Origin of the sequence: Mesorhizobium sp. IMUNJ 23232, from assembly GCF_044326205.1 — a bacterium.
GTDB lineage: Bacteria > Pseudomonadota > Alphaproteobacteria > Rhizobiales > Rhizobiaceae > Kumtagia.
In genome coordinates, this window is record NZ_JBIRCY010000002.1 from 44760 (window position 1) to 65957 (window position 21198).

General features: G+C 64.6%; 23 protein-coding genes and 1 pseudogene. 15 read left to right on the forward strand and 9 right to left on the reverse strand.

The window, feature by feature from the left end; all coding sequences use genetic code 11:
* Positions 1-177: 177 nt before the first annotated feature.
* Positions 178-1137: a TAXI family TRAP transporter solute-binding subunit gene (locus ACH196_RS02070; protein ID WP_396644515.1), complete on the reverse strand. Its 960-nt coding sequence runs from the start codon at positions 1135-1137 to the stop codon at positions 178-180.
* Here ACH196_RS02070 and ACH196_RS02075 point away from each other — a divergent pair.
* Both ACH196_RS02075 and ACH196_RS02080 read left to right on the forward strand, forming a co-directional pair.
* A complete protein-coding gene (locus ACH196_RS02075; RefSeq protein WP_396644516.1) occupies positions 1112-1741 on the forward strand; it encodes a YciI family protein in 630 nt (209 codons plus the stop codon). The genes ACH196_RS02070 and ACH196_RS02075 overlap by 26 nt on opposite strands.
* Entirely contained in the window at positions 1738-3009 is a 1272-nt protein-coding gene (locus ACH196_RS02080) for an RNA polymerase sigma factor (protein ID WP_396644517.1), read from the forward strand. Before ACH196_RS02075 ends, ACH196_RS02080 begins: the two co-directional genes overlap by 4 nt.
* Before the next feature lie 85 nt (positions 3010-3094).
* Here ACH196_RS02080 and ACH196_RS02085 read toward each other — a convergent pair whose 3' ends face one another.
* Together ACH196_RS02085 and cysK are read right to left on the reverse strand one after the other, a co-directional pair.
* Positions 3095-3712 carry a glutathione S-transferase family protein gene (locus tag ACH196_RS02085; protein WP_396644519.1) on the reverse strand — a complete coding sequence of 206 codons (618 nt, stop codon included), beginning with the start codon at positions 3710-3712 and terminating at the stop codon, positions 3095-3097.
* A gap of 173 nt (positions 3713-3885) precedes the next feature.
* Positions 3886-4866, reverse strand: a complete 981-nt coding sequence (cysK, locus tag ACH196_RS02090) for a cysteine synthase A (RefSeq protein ID WP_396644520.1) — start codon at positions 4864-4866, stop codon at positions 3886-3888.
* A gap of 139 nt (positions 4867-5005) precedes the next feature.
* On the opposite strand from cysK, the gene ACH196_RS02095 reads away from it, so the two are divergent.
* Complete coding sequence (locus ACH196_RS02095; RefSeq protein WP_396644522.1) at positions 5006-5302, forward strand: DUF3303 domain-containing protein; 297 nt, start codon at positions 5006-5008, stop codon at positions 5300-5302.
* 8 nt (positions 5303-5310) lie between these two features.
* On the opposite strand, the gene ACH196_RS02100 is transcribed toward ACH196_RS02095, so the two are convergent.
* Entirely contained in the window at positions 5311-5928 is a 618-nt protein-coding gene (locus ACH196_RS02100; protein ID WP_396644524.1) for a LysE family translocator, read from the reverse strand.
* A 170-nt stretch (positions 5929-6098) separates the two neighbouring features.
* On the opposite strand from ACH196_RS02100, the gene ACH196_RS02105 reads away from it, so the two are divergent.
* The gene (locus ACH196_RS02105) at positions 6099-6701 is read left to right on the forward strand and encodes a cytochrome b (protein WP_396644526.1); all 603 of its coding nucleotides are present in this window, start codon (positions 6099-6101) and stop codon (positions 6699-6701) included.
* Positions 6694-7296, forward strand: coding sequence for a YceI family protein (locus tag ACH196_RS02110; RefSeq protein ID WP_396644527.1), 603 nt, complete (start codon positions 6694-6696; stop codon positions 7294-7296). Before ACH196_RS02105 ends, ACH196_RS02110 begins: the two co-directional genes overlap by 8 nt.
* A 39-nt stretch (positions 7297-7335) precedes the next feature.
* On the opposite strand, the gene ACH196_RS02115 is transcribed toward ACH196_RS02110, so the two are convergent.
* Positions 7336-7521 (reverse strand): hypothetical protein, encoded by a 186-nt coding sequence (locus ACH196_RS02115; protein ID WP_396644528.1) that lies wholly within the window; start codon positions 7519-7521, stop codon positions 7336-7338.
* Between the two features lie 83 nt (positions 7522-7604).
* Positions 7605-8675 carry a heat-inducible transcriptional repressor HrcA gene (hrcA, locus tag ACH196_RS02120; RefSeq protein WP_396644529.1) on the reverse strand — a complete coding sequence of 357 codons (1071 nt, stop codon included), beginning with the start codon at positions 8673-8675 and terminating at the stop codon, positions 7605-7607.
* A 50-nt stretch (positions 8676-8725) separates the two neighbouring features.
* Here hrcA and ACH196_RS02125 point away from each other — a divergent pair, with 50 nt between their 5' ends.
* From ACH196_RS02125 to ACH196_RS02155, 7 genes and pseudogenes are all read left to right on the forward strand, one after another.
* Positions 8726-9238 (forward strand): GNAT family N-acetyltransferase, encoded by a 513-nt coding sequence (locus ACH196_RS02125; RefSeq protein WP_396644530.1) that lies wholly within the window; start codon positions 8726-8728, stop codon positions 9236-9238.
* A 70-nt stretch (positions 9239-9308) separates the two neighbouring features.
* On the forward strand, positions 9309-10025 hold the full coding sequence (gene rph / locus ACH196_RS02130; protein ID WP_396644531.1) for a ribonuclease PH: 717 nt from the start codon (positions 9309-9311) through the stop codon (positions 10023-10025).
* 7 nt (positions 10026-10032) lie between these two features.
* On the forward strand, positions 10033-10443 hold the full coding sequence (locus ACH196_RS02135; protein ID WP_396644532.1) for a VOC family protein: 411 nt from the start codon (positions 10033-10035) through the stop codon (positions 10441-10443).
* Positions 10443-11090 (forward strand): RdgB/HAM1 family non-canonical purine NTP pyrophosphatase, encoded by a 648-nt coding sequence (gene rdgB / locus ACH196_RS02140; RefSeq protein WP_396644533.1) that lies wholly within the window; start codon positions 10443-10445, stop codon positions 11088-11090. Before ACH196_RS02135 ends, rdgB begins: the two co-directional genes overlap by 1 nt.
* A gap of 4 nt (positions 11091-11094) precedes the next feature.
* Positions 11095-12246, forward strand: a complete 1152-nt coding sequence (gene hemW / locus ACH196_RS02145; RefSeq protein ID WP_396644535.1) for a radical SAM family heme chaperone HemW — start codon at positions 11095-11097, stop codon at positions 12244-12246.
* Positions 12247-12254: 8 nt separating this feature from the next.
* Positions 12255-12577, forward strand: a pseudogene (locus ACH196_RS02150) (low molecular weight protein tyrosine phosphatase family protein).
* A 23-nt stretch (positions 12578-12600) separates the two neighbouring features.
* On the forward strand, positions 12601-13038 hold the full coding sequence (locus ACH196_RS02155; protein WP_396644537.1) for an EamA family transporter: 438 nt from the start codon (positions 12601-12603) through the stop codon (positions 13036-13038).
* Between the two features lie 62 nt (positions 13039-13100).
* Here ACH196_RS02155 and ACH196_RS02160 read toward each other — a convergent pair whose 3' ends face one another.
* Positions 13101-13292 (reverse strand): hypothetical protein, encoded by a 192-nt coding sequence (locus tag ACH196_RS02160; protein WP_396644539.1) that lies wholly within the window; start codon positions 13290-13292, stop codon positions 13101-13103.
* A gap of 168 nt (positions 13293-13460) precedes the next feature.
* Between ACH196_RS02160 and rsmI the strand changes: the two genes are divergently transcribed.
* Complete coding sequence (gene rsmI, locus ACH196_RS02165; RefSeq protein ID WP_396644759.1) at positions 13461-14330, forward strand: 16S rRNA (cytidine(1402)-2'-O)-methyltransferase; 870 nt, start codon at positions 13461-13463, stop codon at positions 14328-14330.
* The gene (locus ACH196_RS02170; protein ID WP_396644540.1) at positions 14320-14697 is read left to right on the forward strand and encodes a YraN family protein; all 378 of its coding nucleotides are present in this window, start codon (positions 14320-14322) and stop codon (positions 14695-14697) included. Before rsmI ends, ACH196_RS02170 begins: the two co-directional genes overlap by 11 nt.
* 47 nt (positions 14698-14744) lie before the next feature.
* On the opposite strand, the gene ACH196_RS02175 is transcribed toward ACH196_RS02170, so the two are convergent.
* Both ACH196_RS02175 and ACH196_RS02180 read right to left on the reverse strand, forming a co-directional pair.
* The gene (locus ACH196_RS02175) at positions 14745-15863 is read right to left on the reverse strand and encodes a hypothetical protein (RefSeq protein ID WP_396644541.1); all 1119 of its coding nucleotides are present in this window, start codon (positions 15861-15863) and stop codon (positions 14745-14747) included.
* A gap of 477 nt (positions 15864-16340) precedes the next feature.
* On the reverse strand, positions 16341-17711 hold the full coding sequence (locus tag ACH196_RS02180) for a cytochrome P450 (protein WP_396644542.1): 1371 nt from the start codon (positions 17709-17711) through the stop codon (positions 16341-16343).
* Positions 17712-18540: 829 nt separating this feature from the next.
* On the opposite strand from ACH196_RS02180, the gene gyrB reads away from it, so the two are divergent.
* Positions 18541-21012, forward strand: coding sequence for a DNA topoisomerase (ATP-hydrolyzing) subunit B (gene gyrB / locus ACH196_RS02185; RefSeq protein WP_396644543.1), 2472 nt, complete (start codon positions 18541-18543; stop codon positions 21010-21012).
* Positions 21013-21198: the final 186 nt, after the last annotated feature.

Consider the following 21198-nt stretch of genomic DNA (forward strand, 5'->3'; position numbering starts at 1 on the left):
AAGCAGTCGTGACGGCCAATCTCCCCCGTTGAGGGGGGTGAGGAGCGGTCCGCGTAGCGGACGAAAAGCCAAGGATTTGGCTTTTCGAGCGACGAACGCCCGAAGCGACAGCGAAGGGCGTCCGACAGGACAGAGGGGGGTGCGACGGAGCAAAAGCTTAGCCGTGCGGCGCTGGCTCTACTTCAGCAGGCCCGCTTCCTTGTAGTAGCGCTCGGCGCCCGGATGCAGGGGAACCGGCATGCCGTCCAGCGCCTTCTTCGGGTCGATCGCCTTGGCGGCGGCGTGGGCGGCGACCAGTTGCGGCAGGTTCTCGAACAGAAGCTTCGTCATCTGGTAGGCCGTCTCGTCGGAGACGTCTGAATGGGTGATCAGGAAATTGCCGACCGCCGCCGTGCTCACGTCCTCCGCCTGCCCCTCATACGTGCCTGCGGGGATCGTCACCGACAGATAGGGCGAGCCGATCTTGGCCACGGCGTCCGCCGGAACCGCGACGACGTTGATCGGCAGCGAGGTGGCGAGGTCGCGGATGGAGGCGACGCCGAGGCCGGCCGACTGCAAGGTGGCGTCGAGCTGGCGGTTCTTGATCAGTTCGACGGATTCGGCGAAGGGCAGATACTCGACCTTGCCGAGATCCTCGTATTTCATGCCGGCGGCGGCGAAGATGGCGCGGGCGTTGAGTTCCGTGCCGGAGGCAGGCGCGCCAACCGACAGGCTTTTTCCCTTGAGATCGGCCAGCGACTTGATGCCGGATTCCTGCGACGCGACGATTTGAATGTAGTTCGGATAGATGGCGGCGATGCCGCGCAGCTTGTCGAGCTTGCCGGGATAGCCCGCCTCCTTGTCGCCTTCCCAAGCCAAAGCGACCGAATCGCCCAGCGCGAAAGCGATCTCGCCCTTGCCTTGCTGCAGCAGGTTCAAATTCTCGACCGAGGCCTTGGTCGCCTGCACCTGCGTGCGCGAACCCTCGATGCCCTTGCCGTAGATTTCCGACAGGGCGACGCCGAGCGGATAATAGACGCCGGACGTGCCGCCGGTCAGCACGTTGATGAATTCCTGCGCCTTGGCGGGCATGGCGGCAAAGCCGACCGCCACAGCCACCGCGCCGGCTGTCATGATTTTCCTGCCCAATTCCAGCATGCCGTTCCTCCCTGATGATTTGCCGCTGCGCCTGCTCGCACCTCGATCGCCTGGGGAGTTTAGCGGCCGAGCCCGAAATGCCAACCACCAATTGGCAATTGAGACGAATGGCTTAGGCTCGCGCGAAAGAGCCTATGAAAAACGTGGCTGCGAGGGAATTTTTCTGCTGGCCTGTCGAAATGGCGGACTGCCGCGCGACATAGGATCGGTACGCGACATACGCGGCCCGCGAACAAGGAGAATTCCCATGCAATATCTGCTGATGATCTACATCAACGAGGCCGAAGCGGCGAAAATCCCGCCGGCGCGGATGCAGACCATGCTGCCTGCCTATGCCACCTACACGGATGACATGAAAAAGGCCGGGGTATGGATCGCCGGCGACCGGCTGCGGCCCACCAGCGCTGCAACGACCGTGCGCATGCGCGACGACAAGACCCAGGTCCTCGACGGACCGTATGCCGACACCAAGGAGGCATTCGGCGGCTACTACAAGATCGAGGCGCCGGACCTGGATGCAGCGATATCGTGGGCGGCCCGCTGCCCGGCCGCGAGCCACGGGGTCATCGAAGTGCGGCCGATCTGGGAGATGCAGGTGGCATGACCGCCGTGCCGAGACCCTGGGATGCACGGGCGGCGGCCGAAACCGCCGCCCGGCAGAGTTATGGCCGGCTGCTCGCGGTGCTGGCCGCCCGCAGCCGCGACGTGGCCGCCGCCGAGGATGCACTGGCTGATGCCTTCGCCACCGCGCTGGAGCAGTGGCCGCGCAACGGCGTGCCGGACCGGCCGGAGGCCTGGCTGCTGACGGTCGTCCGCCGCCGCGCCATCGACCGCCAGAGGCATCTCAAGGTGGGGATCGACGCACAGGACCACCTGCTGCTGATCGGCGAGGAGAGCAAGGCGATGGAACTGAAAGCCGACAGCGAGGACGTGCCCGACAAGCGGCTGGCGCTGATGTTTGCTTGCGCGCATCCGGCGATCAACCCCGAAATCCGGGCGCCGCTGATCTTGCAGACCGTACTCGGCTTTGACGCCACCACCATCGCTTCCGCCTTTCTTGTGGCGCCGGCCACCATGGGGCAGCGGCTGGTCCGCGCGAAGACGCGTATTCGCCAGACCGGTATTCCGTTCCGGCTGCCCGACCGCGCCGATCTGCCGGAGCGGCTCGACGCCGTGCTGGAGGCGATCTACGCGGCCTTCACCGAAGGCTGGTCGGATCCCGCCGGCGGCGACAGCCGGCGCCGTGACCTCGCCGGCGAGGCGATCTGGCTCGGGCGCCTGGTCGCATCCCTGATGCCCGGCGAGCCTGAGGCGCTCGGCCTGCTGGCGCTCATGCTCTACGCAGAGGCGCGGCGCGAAGCGCGGCGAACAGCGGGCGGCGACTACGTACCGCTGGCCGACCAGGATATCGCTCTCTGGGACGACGCGATGATCGACGATGCGGAACAGATGCTGGCATGCGCCATGCGCCTTGCGCAGCCCGGCCGCTACCAGATCGAGGCGGCGCTGCAATCGGCCCATTGCGCGCGGCGGCAAACCGGCCGCACCGATTGGCCGGCCATCGCCGAACTCTACCGGATGCTGGGGCGCCTGTCCTATTCGCCGGTCGTCGAGGTCAACCGAGCCGTGGCGCTCGCCGAATCCGGCCATGCCAAGGCTGGCCTCGCGATCCTCGACCGTCTTTCGGCCGACCGCAGGCTAGCCGACTACCAGCCCTACTGGGCAGCGCGCGGCATCGTGCTGACCCGGCTGGATCACAACGACAGCGCTCGCGAGGCCTATCGGCGGGCAATTGCGCTTGAGCGCGACCCGGCGGTGCAACGGTTTTTGCAGGGCAGGATGGACGAACTGCCGACGTCGCTGCTGAATTGACGGCGCCTTTATGCCTCAGGTTATTTTTATGACCGTCAGCGCTGACGGCCACGGCAAATGAACCTGCTATCTGATCACCTTCCGCTCACCAGAACCGGTGCATCTCATTGAGCTCCGCCACCAGCGGATCGCGCTTCAGCGCCTCACAAACGCGGATGATGTTCGTCCACTCGTCGCGCGGCTTATCAGCAATCGGATGCCAGTAGGCGAGCATCAGCAGATAGATATCGGCGATCGATCTTTGTCCGCCAACCAGCCAATCGCGGCCCGTCAGAGCTTGGTCCATGATCGAAAACCCCCGGTCGGCCTCGATAACAGCCGCTTCCTTCACCGCCTCCAGACCGCCTGGGTCGGTGGTCGAGCGCTCGCAGAAGAAGAAGCGCATCAGCGTCGGATAGAGCATGGACGACAGGAAAAACATCCAGCGCAGGAATTCCGGCCGGTCCTGCGAACCTGCTGCCGGGCCGAGCCCGGCATCGGGAAATGTCTCCGAAAGCAGCAGGCAGATAGCGCCGGATTCGGTGATGGTTCGCCCGTCCGGCAGCGTCAGCGCCGGCACTTGCCTGAGCGGGCTCAGCTTTTCAAAGCCTGCGGGCGGCGACGCCTTCTCGACATGGACGACTTCATAGGGCGCGCCGGCAATCGCCAGCGCCGCCTCAACGACGAACCCGCCGGAACCCGGCCGGCTGTAAAGCGTGTGCATGAAATCCCCTCCCGTTGTTTGCCTGACAGAACAGTGGGAGGAGGTTTTCGTCAACGCCGTGGCGGTCTAACAGTTTGGACCAGCGCGTGCCACCCTCCGTCTGCCCGCAAGGCATCGGAGCGCGACGGCCGCAGCCGGGCAGGGAACGGTCCGGATGTGCCGGGACAGCCTTCTTAGCCGCCCAGACCCTCGAACAGCACCGTCGACAGATAGCGCTCTGCGAAGGACGGGATGATCACGACCAGATTCTTGCCGGCATTCTCCGGCCGCGAGCCGACGACGATGGCCGCCTGCAGCGCCGCGCCGGACGAAATGCCGACCGGCACGCCTTCCAGCCGCGCGACCAGCCGCGCATTGGCGATCGAATCCTCGTTCGAAACCTTGACGATCTCGTCATAGATCGTCGTGTCGAGAATTTTCGGCGCAAAACCGGCACCGATGCCCTGGATCTTGTGCGGGCCGGGCTGGCCGCCGGACAGCACCGGCGAGGCCTCCGGCTCGACCGCCACCACATGCAGCGACGGTTTTCGCTTCTTGATCACCTGGCCGACGCCGGTGATCGTGCCGCCGGTGCCGATGCCGGCGACAAAAATGTCGATGCCGCCCTGCGTGTCGTTCCATATCTCTTCCGCCGTCGTCTGCCGGTGGATTTCCGGATTGGCCGGGTTCTCGAACTGCTGCGGGATCACCGCGTCGGGCAGCGTGGTGGCAAGCTCGTCCGCCTTGGCGATCGCCCCCTTCATGCCCTTGGCGCCTTCGGTCAGCACCAGCTCGGCGCCGAGCAGGGCCAGCATTTTCCGCCGCTCCAGCGACATGGTCTCGGGCATGGTGAGGATCAGCTTGTAGCCCTTGGCCGCCGCCGCGAAGGCCAGCGCGATGCCGGTATTGCCCGAGGTCGGCTCGATCAGCGTCGTCTTGCCGGGCGTGATCCGCCCCTGCGCTTCCAGCGCCTCGATCATGGCGACGCCGATGCGGTCCTTGACGCTGGCGATCGGATTGAAGAATTCGAGTTTTGCCAACAGGTTGGCGACGATGCCCTTCTCCTTGGCGAACTTGTCGAGCCGGACCAGCGGTGTGTCGCCGATCGTCTCGGTGATGGAATGGTAGACGCGTCCGCGTCCGGGAACGTGCGTCGTGCTGACCGGCTTGTTCATCGTTTCGCTCCTCGATTGATTTTGGCGGGCAAGATAGCCGAGATTGGTAGAGGTGCCGAGCCCCGGAATCGGAACATTAAACCGGCTTTGGCAACTTCAACGCAAAGCTGTTTGGCGAGAGCGACGAAAGCAGGAACAAATGCTTTTCATGGTCATCGAACGCTTCGAAAACAACGACATGGTTCCGATCTACGAGCGCTTTCGCGAGAGCGGGCGCGGCCTTCCGGATGGGTTGGAATTCGTCGACAGTTGGGTCGAAGCCAATTTCGCGCGCTGTTTCCAGGTCATGCGGTGCGACGATCCGAAGCTGTTCCAGCAATGGATCCTGCACTGGCGGGGAACGGGTGTGACCATGGAGATCGTGCCGGTCGTCGCAAGCGCCGACACGCGATCGGTCGTCACGTCCTACATCGACGCAAAGTCGGCGCCGGCTTGAACCGCGCGTTACTGCCGCGACGCAATCGCCAGCGCCGCACCCGCCATGAAGGTGGCGGCCGTGCGGTTGAGCGCCCTCAGCGCGCGCGGCGTCTTCAGGAACCAGCGCGCCTTCGCCGCCAGCGCCAGGTAAGGCACCAGCACGATCAGCAGCACGACGACAGTGATTGCCGCCAGCACGCCGTAGTCGCGAAGCGTGATCGTCTGGAGATCGACCAGCGTCGGCACCAGCGCAAGGTAGAAGATCATCGTCTTGGGATTGCCCAGCGTCACCGTCAGGCCGGCGACGAAGCTAGATGCCAGCCCACCCTTGCCCTTGCGCGCCTCGACGCTTTCCGGCGTGATCCCGCTTCTCCAGAACGTCCAGGCAAGATACGCGAGATAAGCGACACCGAACCATTTGACCACGAGGAACAGCATGCCGAAGGTCTGCGCCACCAGCGCCAGGCCGAGCACTACCGCCGTCAGATAAGTCAGGTCGCCGACGATCAGCCCGAGCGACATGAACAGCGACGAGCGAAAACCCGAACCCAGCGCACGCGCCACCAGCGCCGTCACCCCCGGACCGGGAATGGCAGCGGCCAGCGCCAGCGCGCCGCTATAGGCAATGAAACCGGCAAGCGTCATGGCTGCTCTCCGAAACGGGACGCAGCTATTGCCACAAATCCGCTGTATGGAAAATAGCGCAGCGCGGAATTTCCATCCGGGCCAGTCAAGGCGATCTTCGCCGGAATATTGGCGCTACGCGCAGCGTTAGTCTCGATGAAGCCGGAAGATCCGGCACGCTTGGAACGGACATGTCGCGCAATCGCGAAAACACCTACGGCTACGTCGCGATCGCCCTGCACTGGACGATCGCGCTGCTGTTTCTAGGCCAGATCGCTTTCGGCTTCTCGATGGAGCAGGTCAAAAGCATGGCCCTGCAGTTCGAGATGATCCAGTGGCACAAATCCTTCGGTTTCCTGATCCTGGCACTGGCGCTGCTGCGCCTGCTGTGGCGGCTGGCGGCGAGAAAACCTGGGCCGGTCTCCACGATGTCCGGCCCGGAGCGGGTCGCCGCGGAGATCGTGCAATGGACGTTGCTCATCGCCACGCTCGTAGTGCCGCTGGCCGGTTGGGCGCTGGCGTCAACCTCGACGCTGGGCATACCGAGCTTCGCCTTCAACCTCGTGGTCGTGCCGCATCTGCCGATGGCGCCTTCCGACGAAGCGGAAGCGTTCTGGCGCGAGGCACACAAACTCCTGGCCTATGGCGCCGGCGCGCTGGCCGTCGGCCACGCGGCAGCGGCGCTGGCGCATCATTTTGTCCTGCGCGACGACGTGCTTGTCCGCATGCTGCCCGGCCGGGCGGCACGGCCGGCGACGCGTCGCGTCACTCTGGAGACCAACGACCATGTCTGATCATGTCCCCCTGCGGGCCCGCGCCGGCAAACTTGCCGGATGGGCTCTGGCCGCAGGCCTCTTGCTTGCCGTCACGCCTGCCTCCGCCGACACGCTGTCCGAAGCAGCCGGCAACTACCGCATCGATCCCTCCTCCAGGATCAACTTCAAGGTCGACCAGGTCGGCGGCGGCGGCATCAACGGCAGCTTCGGCTCCTACAGCGGCTCCTTCAAGATCGACGGCAACAACGTCGCGAAGTCGAATGTGACGATCACCCTGTTCTCCAAGAGCGTGAAGGCCGACCAAGCACGCATCACGGATTTCCTGCGCTCCGACGCGGTGTTCGACATCGCCAACTATCCCGAAATCACCTTCCGCTCGACCTCGGTCACCAGGACCGGCAACGACGAGGCTCGCATCGACGGCGTGCTGACGGCGCGCGGCAAATCGCGAAAAGCGCAGTTCGCGGCGACGGTCGGCAAGCGCAACGGCAAGGCCATCTCCTTCCGCGTCACCGGCTCGATCTACCGCTCGCCCTACGGCATGGATGTCGGCACGCCGATCTATTCCAACGTCGTGCAGTTCGACATGACGCTGAACGGCACGCGCAAGTAGCGGTGAACTTGGCGTCTGCCGAAACGCGGCGCCGGTCTCTCAGTACCCTGCCTGGTCGAGCATCTGCTCCAGTTCGACCAGGTCCTGCGGCAGCGGCATGCCCATTGCCCGTAGCTCGGAGAGCTTTTCGCGCACCTGCTCGTGCACCTCGTGCGCGTCTTCGGGCCGGCTGACCATCTCTTCCAGCAAAAGCGCAATCTGCGCCTTAATCTGTTCCAGAGCCATGACAGCCTCCCGCCTCGTCACTTCATATGAAGGAGCCTATACCGGATCGGACGGCCGGGCCACGCCTACATGCGACGACGCGCCTACCGCAGCATCCTCGAGATCAACTGCGCCGTATAATCCACCATCGGCACGATGCGGGCATAATTCAGCCGCGTCGGCCCGATGACGCCAAGCGCTCCCACAACGCGCGCATCCTTGTCGCGATAGGGCGCCACCACCAGCGACGAGCCGGAAAGCGAAAACAGCTTGTTCTCCGAGCCGATGAAGATGCGCACGCCGGACCCTGCCTCGGCAAGATCGAGAAGCTGGATCATGCCGTCCTGCGTCTCCATGTCCTCGAACAGGTGCCGCAGCAAATCCAGGTCGGCCTGAGCCGTCACATTCTCCAGCAGATTGGCGCGGCCGCGCACGATCAGGCGGGCCGGCAGGCCGCTTTCGGCGCCGGCCCACACCGCCAGCCCCTTTTCCACCAATTGCTGCGACAGCGTATCCAGCGCTGCCTTGGTCTCCTCTTGGACACGCGCGATCTCGGTGCGCGCCTCGGCCAGCGTGCGGCCGCGTATATGGGCGTTGAGAAAATTCGACGCCTCCTGCAATTGCGACGCGGTCACGCCCGCCGGCAGCTCGATCACGCGGTTCTCGACGTCGCCATTCTGCGACACCAGCACCGCCAGCGCCCGCTGCGGCTCCAACGGGATGAATTCGATATGCTTCAGCGGCACCTCGCTCTTGGCCGCCAGCACCAGCCCCGCGCCGCGCGAGGCGCCGGAAAGCAGTTGGCTGGCCTCCGTCAGCATCTGCTCGACCGACACCCCCTGCCCCGATGCCTTGATCTGCGTGTCGATCGAGCGGCGTTCCTCTTCCGTCAGGTCGCCGAGTTCGAGGAAAGCGTCGACGAAGAAGCGCAGCCCCCTTTGCGTCGGCAGCCGCCCGGCCGAGATATGCGGGGCATAGATCAGTCCAAGCTGCTCCAGGTCGCTCATGACGTTGCGCACGGTGGCCGGCGACAGCGTTGCCGGCAGCATGCGCGAGAGATTGCGCGACCCCACCGGCTCGCCGTCGAGCAGATAGGAATCGACGATGCGCCGGAAAATATCGCGCGAACGGGCATCGAGCGATTGCAGGGTTGGATCTTTGATCGGCGTGTTCATGTCCTTGTGAAAGATATAAACAGCGTGGCCCACCTGACAAGCGGAACCCGATGATCGAGACCGAACGCCTTATCCTCCGTCCCCATATCCTCAACGATTTTGACGAATTGCTGGCCGTCAGCAACGACGCCGAAGTGATGCAGTTCATCACCCATGGCGCGCATGCGACCCGACAGGACGTCTGGAACAAGCTTCTGCGCAACATCGGCCATTGGACGGCCCTCGGCCATGGCGTCTTCGCCGTCGTCGACAGGCAGACCGGCCGCTATGTCGGAGACACCGGCCTTGCCGACTTCCATCGAGATCTCGGCGACGACTTCGATCCTTTCCCGGAGGCTGCGTGGGTTTTCGCAGGCCACGGCCAGGGCAAAGGCTACGCCACCGAAGCGGCACACGCTGCCCATCGCTGGTTCGACGCCGAACGTGGCGCCCGGCGCACCGTCTGCATCATCGATCCGGACAATGCCGCGTCCATCGGCGTCGCGCGCAAGCTCGGCTACGGGCACTACGGCGAGATCGAATACAAGGGCGATCACGTGCTGAAATTCGAACGCCTGCCCTGACCGCTTTTCCTTTGCTCTGCCTTGCGCGCGGGTCTACAAGCCCGCCACGATTTGAACCCTAGGAGTATTGATGCGTCCCTCCAAGAGACAGCCCGACGAAATGCGCGCGATTTCTTTCGAGCGCAACGTCTCCAAACACGCGGAGGGCTCCTGCCTGGTGAAGTTCGGCGACACGCATGTGCTTTGCACCGCAAGCCTCGAGGAAAAGGTGCCGGGCTGGATGCGCAACACCGGCCGAGGTTGGGTGACGGCCGAATATGGCATGCTGCCCCGCGCCACCGGCGAACGCACCCGCCGCGAGGCCTCCACCGGCAAGCAGGGTGGGCGCACGCTGGAAATCCAGCGGCTGATCGGCCGCTCGCTGCGTGCCGTGGTCGATCTTCAGGCACTAGGCGAGATGCAGATCACGGTGGATTGTGACGTCATCCAGGCCGATGGCGGCACCCGCACCGCCTCCATTACCGGCGGCTGGGTGGCGCTGCACGACTGCCTGCGCTGGATGGAGACTCGCCAGATGACGACGGTGTCCAAGGTGCTGAAGGACCATGTCGCCGCCATCTCCTGCGGCATCCATGACGGCCAGCCGGTGCTCGACCTCGACTATGTCGAGGATTCCGCCGCCGGCACCGACGCCAACTTCGTCATGACCGGCAAGGGCGGCATCGTCGAGATACAGGGCACGGCGGAAGGCGCGCCGTTCACCGAAGAGGAATTCGCCGCCCTGATGGCGCTCGCCCGCAAGGGCATTTCACGGCTGGTGAATCTGCAGCAGATGGCAGTGGCCTAGCGGCGCAATGACCCCTTCCGCCATCCTCGAATCCGCGCTCTATGTGACCGATCTCGATGCGGCGGAAGTTTTTTACCGCGACGCGCTCGGTCTGTCGCGGATCGCCCGCGTCGACGGCCGGCACGTCTTCTTCCGCTGCGGCCAGGGCGTGCTGCTGCTCTTCAACGCCGAGGCGACCAAAATCCCGCCAGCACCGGAAGCGAGATTGCCCGTGCCGCCGCACGGCGCCGCTGGCCGGGGCCATCTCTGCTTTGCCGCCACGGCGCAGGAAATTGAACAGTGGAAAACCCGGCTCGCGGCACTGGGAATCACCATCGAGGCCGATTTCGAATGGCCGAATGGCGGCCGCTCGATCTATTTTCGCGATCCGTCTGGCAATTCGCTCGAATTCGCCGAGCCGAGGATCTGGGGTTTTTGATGCGGCCACTAGCCGAGAAGAAACTGGTCGTCGCCAGCCATAACGGCGGCAAGCTGCGCGAGTTCGCCGACCTGATGGCGCCCTTCGGCATCGAAGCGCGCTCGGCGAAGGATTTTGGCCTGCCCGAGCCCGACGAGACCGGCACGACCTTCGAGGAAAACGCCTACATCAAGGCATTCGCGGCGGCGAAGGCCACCGGCCTGCCGGCGCTGTCCGACGATTCCGGCCTGTGCATTGACGCGCTTGGGGGCCAGCCCGGCGTCTACACCGCAACCTGGGCCGAGACGCCGGACGGCGGTCGCGACTTCAACCTCGCCATGCAGCGCGCCGAGGTGGCCCTGCAGGAAGTCGGCGCGACAGAGCCGGCACAACGCACCGGCCGCTTCGTCGCCGTCATCTGCCTCGCCTGGCCGGACGGCGAGGCCGAATATTTTCGCGGCGAGGCGGAGGGCCACCTCGTCTGGCCGCCGCGCGGCGACAAGGGTTTCGGTTACGACCCGGTCTTCGTCCCCGATGGCCACGACCGCACATTCGGCGAGATGAGCGCCGAGGAAAAGCACGGATGGAAGCCCGGACAGGCCGACGCCCTGTCGCACCGCGCCCGCGCCTTCCAGAAATTCGCCCGGGCGAAGCTGGGCTCGGCGTGACCGGATGATCGGCGATCCGGGATTCGGAGTCTACGTCCACTGGCCGTTCTGCGCGGCCAAATGCCCCTATTGCGACTTCAACAGCCATGTCCGCCACCAGCCGGTCGATCAGCCGCGTTTCGCCGCCGCTTTCGAGCGCGAGATGGCAACGACGCGCGAGCGCACCGGCCCGCGCACCGTCACCAGCATCTTCCTCGGCGGCGGCACGCCGTCGCTTATGCAGCCGGAGACGGTTAGCGCGGTTCTTGACGCGATCGCCCAGCACTGGACGGTGCCAGCGGACATAGAGATCACTTTGGAGGCTAATCCTTCCTCCGTCGAGGCCGAGCGGTTCCGCGGCTACCGTGCCGCCGGCGTCAACCGCGTCTCGCTCGGCGTGCAGGCGCTGAACGATGCCGACCTGCGTTTCCTCGGCCGCCTGCACAATGTCGAGGAAGCGCTCAACGCGATCGGCCTTGCCCGCGACATCTTCCCCCGCCTCTCCTTCGACCTGATCTACGCGCGCCCCGGCCAGACGCTAGATGCATGGGAGGCGGAACTCAACGAAGCGATCGGCTACGCCGCCGACCATCTTTCGCTCTACCAGTTGACCATCGAGGAAGGCACGCGCTTCCACGCGCTGCATGCCGCCGGCAAGATCGCTATGCCCGACATGGACCTTGCCGCCGATCTCTACGACCTGACGCAAGCCGTAACGGCGGCGCGCGGCCTGCCGGCCTACGAAATCTCCAACCACGCCCGGCCCGGCGCGGAGAGCCGCCACAATCTGACCTATTGGCGCTACGGCGAATATGCCGGGATCGGCCCCGGTGCTCATGGCCGCTTCGTCGAGCACGACCGCCGCGTCGTCACGGTGACGGAGAAGACGCCGGAAACCTGGCTCAACCTGGTCGAAGCCAAGGGCCACGGCGTCGTCGATGGCGAAATCCTCAACCGCTCGGAAGAGGCCGACGAGTTTTTGCTCATGGGCCTGCGGCTGGCGGAAGGCATCGACCTCGACCGCTACGAGCGCCTCTCCGGGCGCGAACTCTCGCCGGAGCGGCTGGCCATCTTGCAGGGCGAAGGGCTCGTCGCCTCGATCGGCAATTCCCGCCTGCGCGCCACGCCTGCGGGGATGGTGGTGCTCAATGCCGTGGTGGCGGATTTGGCGCGGTAACCTCGCCAATGAAGAACGTCCTGTTCGTCTGCAGCCAGAACCGCCTGCGCAGTCCGACCGCCGAGCAGGTCTTCTCCACGCGTCGCGACATCGAAGTGGCTTCCGCCGGAACCAATCATGATGCCGACAATCCCCTGACGCCCGAACTCGTCTCATGGGCCGATCTGATCTTCGTCATGGAGAAAGCTCATCGGGCGAAACTCCAGAAGAAATTCAGGAGCAGCCTCAAGGGCGCCCGGATCATTGCCTCGACATACCGGACGATTATGCGTTCATGGACCCTGAACTGGTCAGACTGCTCGAAACCCGTGTCTCGCGATATTTGGGTTGAATCGATTGCCCGGAGCCACTGAAATGAACACCGCTTTGTCTTCCTGGCAGTTCTGGGCAATCCTGTCAGCGGTCTTCGCCGCTCTCACCGCGATTTTCGCGAAGGTGGGCGTCAGCGGCATCAATCCGGACTTCGCTACGTTGATCCGGACAGTGGTGATCCTGGCTGTCATAGCCGCGATCGTCGCCGCCACCGGTCAATGGCAACCGCCCGCATCGATCGGCGGCCGCACATGGATGTTCCTCATCCTGTCCGGCCTGGCGACCGGCGCGTCCTGGCTCTGCTATTTTCGCGCACTGAAGCTGGGGGACGCGGCGCGGGTCGCTCCGCTAGACAAGCTGAGCGTGGTCCTGGTCGCGGTCTTTGCCGCCGCTTTTCTTGGCGAGCGGCTGACTTTTGCGAACTGGCTTGGCATCGTTCTTATCGCGGGTGGAGCGGTTTTGGTCGCCTACCGCGCCTGAACGGTTCTGCGAGGCGCTGGCGATGCGGCCGACGAATGCGTCGAAACGCGCCGGCATCGTGGTCAGCGCCTTTCCGCTTCCGCCGCCGCTATGGCGCGGGCGAGCCGGTTGCGGCAGGCCTCCAGCCTCGTCCTGATGTCGGACGGGTGAACCGTCAGGGCGCTGGTTTCCTTGCGCTTGGCGGTCTTGTCGGCCTTGGCGGGACGATCGACATAATAGGGCGCGAAAGCGTCCTGTATCTGAAGTGATTCCATGAACTCCTCCTCGGGCGGGAATTAACGGGCGGGCGGCGATATCGTTCCGCAACGCGGTAAAATTGCGGCGCAAATCAATCTTCTTTTGCGCTGTCCACGTAGCGCGTGGCACAAGGCGCAGATGCGAGTTTCAGTCCCGTGAAAGACACCGTTAAAATCCGCGCCTTCATGGTCGGACAGGCGGAAATTCCCGCCCGCCCCCTGGAAGCCGCGCTCTATCTTGTCGCTACGCCGATCGGCAATCTCGGCGACATCACCTTGCGCGCCTTGGAAACACTCGCCGCCGCCGACGTGCTCGCCTGCGAGGACACGCGGGTCACCCGCGTCCTGCTCGACCGCTACGGCATCCGCCAGCGCCCGACCCCCTATCACGAGCACAATGCGGCGGAGGCCGGTCCTCGCCTGATCGAGGCCCTGAGCGAGGGGAGGAGTGTTGCGCTGGTGTCCGATGCCGGCACGCCGCTGGTCTCCGATCCCGGCTTCCGGCTGGTAGAACAGGCGTTGGCGGCAGGAATTCGCGTCGTCCCGATCCCCGGTCCTTCGGCCGTGCTCGCCGCCCTCACCGCCTCCGGCCTGCCATCAGACACATTTTTGTTCGCCGGTTTTTTGCCGGTCAAGGACGGACAACGGCGCGCGCGGCTGGAGGAGCTGAAAGCGGTCCCGGCGACGCTGATATTTTTCGAATCCCCACGCCGGCTGGCCGACACGCTGGCCGCGATGGCCGACGTCTATGGCGAGCGCAAGGCGGCGGTCGGCCGCGAACTGACCAAGGCGTTTGAGGAAATGCGCACCGGCACGCTAGCTGAGCTGGCGGAATTCTATGCCGCCGCCGACACGCCAAAGGGCGAGATCGTCGTCTGCGTCGGGCCTCCTGCCGCCGAAGCTCCGCTCGATGCCCACGATATCGACCGCCTGCTGCTGTCGCTCGCAGCCGAGATGCCGGCGTCGAAGGCCGCCGCCGAAGCCGCGCGCATGACCGGCGGACGCAAGCCGGACCTTTACCGCCGCCTCATGGATTTGAAGGCGGATGACGCCTGATGACGCCCGCTTCCGGCTGAAAGCCTATCGGCGCGGGCATCGCGGCGAGTGGCTGGCCGCACTCGCCCTGCTGGTCAAGGGGTTTCGCATCGTCGCCCGCCGCTACCGCACGCCGCTCGGCGAGATCGACCTGATCGCCCGGCGCGGCAACCTCGTTCTCATCGTCGAGGTCAAGGCGCGAAAAACGCTGATGCAGGCGATGGAAGCGATCTCCTACCCATCCGAACGCCGCATCGAGGGCGCCGCCGACCTCTGGCTGACGCGCCAGCGCGACCACGCCCGCCTGTCCATGCGCTTCGACCTCGTCGCCGTCCTGCCCTGGCGCTGGCCGGTGCATGTCGAGAATATTTTTCATGGGCGGAATTGATTCTGCGGCACGCACCGATTGCCCGACTTCTTGGCCGCCGCGCACATCTACCCGCCCGTGCGCAGCGACTCCAGCAGCGGCCTCAGCTTGTATTTGCGCTTGTGTTTCTCGATCAGCCCATCGAGCCTGGTCATCCACAGCTCGAACCGGTCCGCCGCATCGTAGGCGCGCGCAGCCCGTTCCAGCCATTGCGCCGCCAGCTCATAGAAGCCCGCCTGCCCGGTCTCCATGATGTTCTCGGCCATGCGCTCGCAGAGATCGATGACCCAGTCCGGGTGGCTGGCATGTGCCGCCTCCGCCAGCCGCAGCAGCACATGATCGCTCGGGTTCTGCAAATGGTTCTTCACCATGACGGACCTCACCGCCTCGTCGATCAGGCCCTCCTCAAGGAAAATCTCGGTTCGGTCCTGGCCGTATTTCACCTTGGTCAGCTCCCCAAGGAGACGCAGGCGCAGTTGGTCCCAATCCTGTTGCGCAACGATCTTGGCGTGCCTGAAATCCTCGATGGAAAGGCTGCGCTCGAAAGCCGCTGCCGCTGCCGTCATGGCGAGCGCATGCCTTCCCAGCCCGGCGGCAGTATCGCGCAGCCACTGAGCGAGCCCCACTCGCTCCTCCCAGCCCGTCTCGGACTTCATCGCCAAACCCCATTCGGCCAGGGCCAGTGCCGCCTCGGTGTCGCCTGCCTCGTTCAGAAGGCGCGCAAGCCGCAAAACCTCGTCGCCGGAGCGGAATTTTTCGCGGGCGTAGCCGGCGGCGTCCTCTGTCCGGCCAAGGCGCAGCAGCATCGCGGCGTGGTCGCTATGCCTTCCGGTCGCACGAGCCAGGTTAAGGTACTCGTCATGCCGCCCGCTTCGGTCGAGCACCTGCAGCCGCGCCTCGGCCAGCAGATCCTCGGTCCACTTGTCCTTGCCTTCCGTCGGCCAGCGCTCGCTGCGGCCCGCCAGCGCATCGGCAAGGCCGGGCGCCCCCCAGCCCTGTTCGAGCGCGTCCATCGCGACCTGGAAATACTCGCTGATCCCATAGTCGTCGAGTTCGCCGCGCCAGCCGTCCAGTCGGGCGGCAAGATCGTCCCGTTCGTCGGGCGTGAGGTCTTCCGTCAGCACGGCCTCCGCTACGAACTGGCCGATGACCGGAAAGAATTCGTGCAGCGTTTCGTCCCAGCTCATCCGTTCGATGTAAGCCCGGGACCAGGGCGTCGGCGATCGGCGCGACGATCGCCAAAGCGGTTCTTATGTCCCCTGCCGCGAGGAAGGATCTTGCATTGTCGATCAGTGCGGTGATCGCAGCCTCGTCTGGATCGGCTTCATTGTGGTAGTCATACCGGCCGCGTGGCTGCGAGGTGCCTTCAGAAAACGCGGCGCGGACCTGCCGCTCGATCGCCTTCGGGTCGATCGCTACGCGCGGCGCCTCGGTTGGCAGCGAGGGCATCGCCGCCAGTTCCCACTCGACCCATGATGCGAAACCCTCATCGATCCTGGTGCGTTTCACCAGCAGCGCGACGAGCTTGTCCCTGTCGAGCGCTCGCAAGCGCTGTTCCAAAGTAGCCTTCGGGTCAGTCATGAGAACTCCGGAGAATCACGGTCTAGCCACGAATAGTGGTAGTATGGGCAAAACCAATATCGATCGCAGCCGCTACGCCTCTGTCATCTCCGCGTCACCTTCATCGGCAGACCACCCTGCGGCTGTGTCGTCAGTTTCTGCACCGGCCAGGGTTTCGTCTCCGCCGTGCTGTCGAAGCGGAAGCGTGAAAGCAGCACGGCCAGCGCTATCACCGCCTCCTGCATGGCGAAACTCGCGCCGATGCAGGTCCTCGGCCCGGCGCCGAACGGCAAGTATTGGAAACGGTTGATCTTCTCCCTGTTGGCGGGATGGAAACGCGACGGAAGGAACGCGTTCGGGTCGTCCCACAATTTCCGGTGCCGGTGCACCACCCAGGGCATGACCAGCACCTGCGCGCCGCGCGGAATCTTCAGCGTATCGTAGGTTTCCGGCTCGATCGGCTCGCGGTTGATCGACGGCGCAGGCGGATAGAGCCGCATCGCCTCCTCGAACGCCGCGCGCGTCAGCGGCATCAGGTCGAGCCACTTCACCGGATCGGGCTCGCTTTTCATCACCCGGTCGATCTCGGCTTCGATCGGCGCACGCTCCCACGGCGCCTCGGCCAGGCAATAGAGCGTCCAGCCCAGCGCCCGCGCCGTCGTCTCATGGCCGGCGCCGATGAAGGTGATGATGTTGTCCTCGACCTCCTGCCGGGTCAGCCCGTCCTTGCCTTCGGCGCGCAGCAGCAGGGTGAGGAAATCCTCCGGCACGTCGTCTGGCGTCTTTTTCATACGCTCGATGCGCATCGCCACCGTATCGGTGACGATTTTTCGGAAGAACTTCATCGTCCGGCGGCCACGGATATGTGTGAAGCGCGGCAGCCAGTCGGGTGCGCGCAGAATGTCGAGCGGATCGACCCGGCCCATCGTCTCGAACAGCCGTTCGATCTCGCCGCCGAAACTGCCGGGTTCGCCGGCTATCTCGTTGGAAAACAGGGTCTCCGCCATGATGTCGAAGGTGAGCAACGTCATCTCGTGGGCCATGTCCACGGTGCCGTCGACATTTTCGTAGCGCTCGGCAAAAACCTCTGTTCGCCGCAGCATCGGCTCGGCGAACCCAAAGATGTGGCGCGGCGTGAACACCGGCGCCATCGCCTTGCGCGAGCGTTTCCACACTTGCCCTTCCGCCGTCAGCAGACCGTCACGCAGGATTGGCCGCAGCACCTTCTGGCGCACGGTGGCCAGCTTGTAGTTTTTCGCATTGTCCACCAGCACGTGCCTTATCAGGCCGGGATCGTTGGCGATCACCAGTGGACCGCCGACGCCGTTCACGACGATCCAGGGCTGGTTGTAGGAGGGCTCGCCCCACAGTTCGAGCGGATTGCGGTAGATGATACGGATCATCTCCAGCATCGACGGCGGCCGCGTGCGCGGGATTGGCGCGGGCGGGCGGAAGGGGGCGGGAGAGCTATCCATCTCTGCTCATCTGTCCGGGCGAACTTGTCATAAGATAGGCGCGAGCGACATGCGACACCATGGAAACGGCGAGAATCGATTGCGATCCTCTTGCTCGCCTTGCCCGATGTCCATCACTCGTCGGTCGAGCTAAAAAGGGGGATAAAAAAGCCGCTCCGCCAGTGAATTATTTTTTTCTCCTGGCGCCAATCGTTTCTTTTCAATGCTTTAGCGGACACGCCTTCGGCTCGACCCCGAAAATTTGCTGCCGCTTATCCCCGCCTCTTCGGCCTGCCTTATAATTCGGCCATCGCCCTCGCGGGAACACGGGTCATGAACCGGATGAGCGTGGAGGGGACGGCGCCGGGGTGGCCACGTAACGGTGCGCGGCTTGGCAAGAGCCTTCAGACCCGGGCCCCAGATCGCGACGACAAGCCTCGGATTGAGCCGGGGCGGTATCAGCGATCGGGCAAGCACGCCGGCGGGGCGCAAGGTTCGCGCCACGTTTCTAATTTTGAGAGGCTCGGCCTCGCGCCCCGCTTCCCACCTTCCATCAATGGCCAGATTGCGAAAGCAAGGCGTGGTAACGGGGAAGGCCGCATGCGTGGGGATAGTCTACTTTTGCCAACGGAAAGGTTGAAGCCTTGAAGAGTTCGTGCGGGTGGACAAACGCAAACTGTCTCAGCGAGCCGACATCCGGCGATGCGCCGCAAATCGGCGCAAATAGCCGGGAAAACAGCCGTCCGGATTGGAAAACCGGCGCGAAAACGCCTATATGTGGATGGTCAAAAAAGAGGCGCGAATCGGCGGCATTCAGCGCCTGTTTGTTTCAGTAAAACGAAAGCACTTCATGAGCGACGAGCTAGACACCGGCAACGGCGGCAGCGCCGAATATGGCGCGGATTCCATCAAGGTTTTGAAGGGCCTGGATGCCGTCCGCAAGCGGCCGGGAATGTATATCGGCGACACCGACGACGGCTCCGGCCTTCACCACATGGTCTACGAGGTCGTCGACAACGCCATCGACGAGGCGCTGGCCGGCCATGCCGACCTCGTCACGGTGACGCTCAATCCCGACGGTTCGGTCACCGTCATCGACAATGGCCGCGGCATTCCGACCGACATTCATACCGGCGAAGGCATTTCGGCCGCCGAAGTCATCATGACGCAGCTTCATGCCGGCGGAAAGTTCGACCAGAATTCCTACAAGGTGTCCGGCGGCCTGCATGGCGTCGGCGTCTCCGTCGTCAACGCGCTGTCCGTCTGGCTGAAGCTGAAGATCCGCCGCGACGGCAAAATCCATGAGATGAGCTTTACCCATGGCGATGCCGACGCGCCGCTGAAGGTCACCGGCACCTACGAGCCGAACAAGATGCCCGGCACCAATGAAGGACGCAGCGGCAGCGAGATCACCTTCATGCCGTCGACCGACACCTTCTCGATGGTGGAGTTCGACTACGGCACGCTGGAACACCGCCTGCGCGAACTCGCCTTCCTCAATTCTGGCGTGCGCATCGTGCTCACCGATGCGCGCCATGCCGATGTGAAGCAGATCGAGTTGCTCTATGAGGGCGGGCTGGAAGAATTCGTCAAATATCTCGACCGTGCCAAGAAACCCTTGATATCAACGCCGATCGCCATCCGCGCCGAGCGTGACGGCATCGCCGTCGAGGTCGCCATGTGGTGGAACGACAGCTACCACGAGAACGTGCTGGCCTTCACCAACAACATTCCCCAGCGCGACGGCGGCACCCATCTCGCCGGTTTTCGCGGCGCGCTCACCCGCCAGGTCACCGGTTATGGCGAAAGTTCGGGGCTGACCAAGAAGGAGAAGGTGGCGCTGATCGGCGACGACTGCCGCGAGGGCCTGACGGCCGTGCTGTCGGTCAAGGTGCCCGACCCGAAATTCTCGTCACAGACCAAGGACAAGCTGGTCTCCTCGGAAGTCCGCCCGGTGGTCGAAAGCCTTGTCAACGAGGCGCTCGGCACCTGGCTGGAGGAGCATCCGGCCGAAGGCAAGGTGGTGATCGACAAGGTCATCCAGGCCGCAGCGGCGCGCGAGGCGGCGCGCAAGGCGCGCGACATCACACGCAAGAGCACGCTCGGCATCACCTCGCTCCCCGGCAAGCTCGCCGACTGCCAGGAGCGCGATCCGGCCAAGTCCGAGATTTTCATCGTCGAGGGTGATTCCGCGGGCGGCTCGGCGAAGGGCGGCCGCTCGCGCCAGAACCAGGCGATCCTGCCGCTGCGCGGAAAAATCCTCAACGTCGAGCGGGTGAAGCTCGACCGCATGCTGTCGTCCGAAATGATCGGCACGATGATCGTGGCGCTCGGCACCGGCATCGGCAAGGACGAGTTCAACGCCGACAAGCTGCGCTACCACAAGATCATCATCATGACCGACGCCGACGTCGACGGCGCCCATATCCGCACGCTGCTGCTCACCTTCTTCTTCCGGCAGATGCCGGAACTGATCGAGCGCGGCCACCTCTACATAGCCCAGCCGCCGCTCTACAAGGTGACGCGCGGCAAGAGCGTGCAATACGTCAAGGACGAGACCGCCTACGAGGAGTTCCTGATCAATTCCGGCCTCGACGAAGCGTCGTTGACGCTGGGCTCGGGCGAGGCGCGCGCAGGCCAGGATTTGCGCACGGCGATCGACGACGCTCTGGCTGTCCGGTCGCTGATCAACGGCCTGCACTCGCGCTACAATCGCGGCGTGGTTGAGCAGGCGGCAATCGCCGGCGCCTTGAAGCCTGAGATTTTCGACGACCTCGGCCGCGCCAACGCGATGGCGGATACCGTCGCCAAGCGGCTGGACGCCATCGCCGAGGACATGGAACGCGGCTGGACCGGCCGTACCTCGGTATCGAATGACGGTTCGGGCGGCTACGTCTTCGAGCGTGTACTGCGCGGCGTGAAGGACGTGGTGGCGCTCGACATGGCGCTGATCAACTCGGCCGACGCGCGCGCGCTCGACCGCCACGCGCCGCGCCTCGGCGAAATCTACGGCATCCCGCCCGTTCTGCGCCGCAAGGAAACGTCCGAGACGATCGCCGGGCCGCTGGCGCTGCTTTCCGCCATCTTCGCCGCCGGCCGCAAGGGCCTGACCATGCAGCGTTACAAGGGTCTCGGCGAGATGAACGCCGAGCAACTCTGGGAAACCACGCTCGACCCGAATGTGCGCTCGCTGCTGAAGGTCCAGGTCAACGACGCCACGGACGCCGACTCGCTGTTCGCGCGGCTGATGGGCGACGAGGTCGAGCCGCGCCGCGACTTCATCCAGGAAAACGCGCTGAGCGTGGCCAATCTGGACGTCTGAGCGGGCTGCCGCTTTCTGCCCCTCGCCCGCCTGCCGGAACCCTTCCCGGCGGGCGGAGATAGAATAGCTGTCCGCAACGTCGGCCATGGGCGAAACCGCCGCCGCAGCCTCCTTCTCCCCGTTTTACGGGGAGAAGGTCCCGGCAGGGGATGAGGGGCGGCGCCAACCCATCAAGGTTAGGCTGCC

Bases quoted from the DNA above. Each gene is read 5' to 3' on its own strand.
- ACH196_RS02075 (WP_396644516.1), top strand. From the start codon at position 1,112: ATGATTTTCCTGCCCAATTCCAGCATGCCGTTCCTCCCTGATGATTTG.
- ACH196_RS02070 (WP_396644515.1), bottom strand. From the start codon at position 1,137: ATGCTGGAATTGGGCAGGAAAATCATGACAGCCGGCGCGGTGGCTGTG.
- ACH196_RS02080 (WP_396644517.1), top strand. From the start codon at position 1,738: ATGACCGCCGTGCCGAGACCCTGGGATGCACGGGCGGCGGCCGAAACC.
- ACH196_RS02085 (WP_396644519.1), bottom strand. From the start codon at position 3,712: ATGCACACGCTTTACAGCCGGCCGGGTTCCGGCGGGTTCGTCGTTGAG.
- cysK (WP_396644520.1), bottom strand. From the start codon at position 4,866: ATGAACAAGCCGGTCAGCACGACGCACGTTCCCGGACGCGGACGCGTC.
- ACH196_RS02095 (WP_396644522.1), top strand. From the start codon at position 5,006: ATGCTTTTCATGGTCATCGAACGCTTCGAAAACAACGACATGGTTCCG.
- ACH196_RS02100 (WP_396644524.1), bottom strand. From the start codon at position 5,928: ATGACGCTTGCCGGTTTCATTGCCTATAGCGGCGCGCTGGCGCTGGCC.
- ACH196_RS02105 (WP_396644526.1), top strand. From the start codon at position 6,099: ATGTCGCGCAATCGCGAAAACACCTACGGCTACGTCGCGATCGCCCTG.
- ACH196_RS02110 (WP_396644527.1), top strand. From the start codon at position 6,694: ATGTCTGATCATGTCCCCCTGCGGGCCCGCGCCGGCAAACTTGCCGGA.
- ACH196_RS02115 (WP_396644528.1), bottom strand. From the start codon at position 7,521: ATGGCTCTGGAACAGATTAAGGCGCAGATTGCGCTTTTGCTGGAAGAG.
- hrcA (WP_396644529.1), bottom strand. From the start codon at position 8,675: ATGAACACGCCGATCAAAGATCCAACCCTGCAATCGCTCGATGCCCGT.
- ACH196_RS02125 (WP_396644530.1), top strand. From the start codon at position 8,726: ATGATCGAGACCGAACGCCTTATCCTCCGTCCCCATATCCTCAACGAT.
- rph (WP_396644531.1), top strand. From the start codon at position 9,309: ATGCGTCCCTCCAAGAGACAGCCCGACGAAATGCGCGCGATTTCTTTC.
- ACH196_RS02135 (WP_396644532.1), top strand. From the start codon at position 10,033: ATGACCCCTTCCGCCATCCTCGAATCCGCGCTCTATGTGACCGATCTC.
- rdgB (WP_396644533.1), top strand. From the start codon at position 10,443: ATGCGGCCACTAGCCGAGAAGAAACTGGTCGTCGCCAGCCATAACGGC.
- hemW (WP_396644535.1), top strand. From the start codon at position 11,095: ATGATCGGCGATCCGGGATTCGGAGTCTACGTCCACTGGCCGTTCTGC.
- ACH196_RS02155 (WP_396644537.1), top strand. From the start codon at position 12,601: ATGAACACCGCTTTGTCTTCCTGGCAGTTCTGGGCAATCCTGTCAGCG.
- ACH196_RS02160 (WP_396644539.1), bottom strand. From the start codon at position 13,292: ATGGAATCACTTCAGATACAGGACGCTTTCGCGCCCTATTATGTCGAT.
- rsmI (WP_396644759.1), top strand. From the start codon at position 13,461: ATGGTCGGACAGGCGGAAATTCCCGCCCGCCCCCTGGAAGCCGCGCTC.
- ACH196_RS02170 (WP_396644540.1), top strand. From the start codon at position 14,320: ATGACGCCTGATGACGCCCGCTTCCGGCTGAAAGCCTATCGGCGCGGG.
- ACH196_RS02175 (WP_396644541.1), bottom strand. From the start codon at position 15,863: ATGAGCTGGGACGAAACGCTGCACGAATTCTTTCCGGTCATCGGCCAG.
- ACH196_RS02180 (WP_396644542.1), bottom strand. From the start codon at position 17,711: ATGGATAGCTCTCCCGCCCCCTTCCGCCCGCCCGCGCCAATCCCGCGC.
- gyrB (WP_396644543.1), top strand. From the start codon at position 18,541: ATGAGCGACGAGCTAGACACCGGCAACGGCGGCAGCGCCGAATATGGC.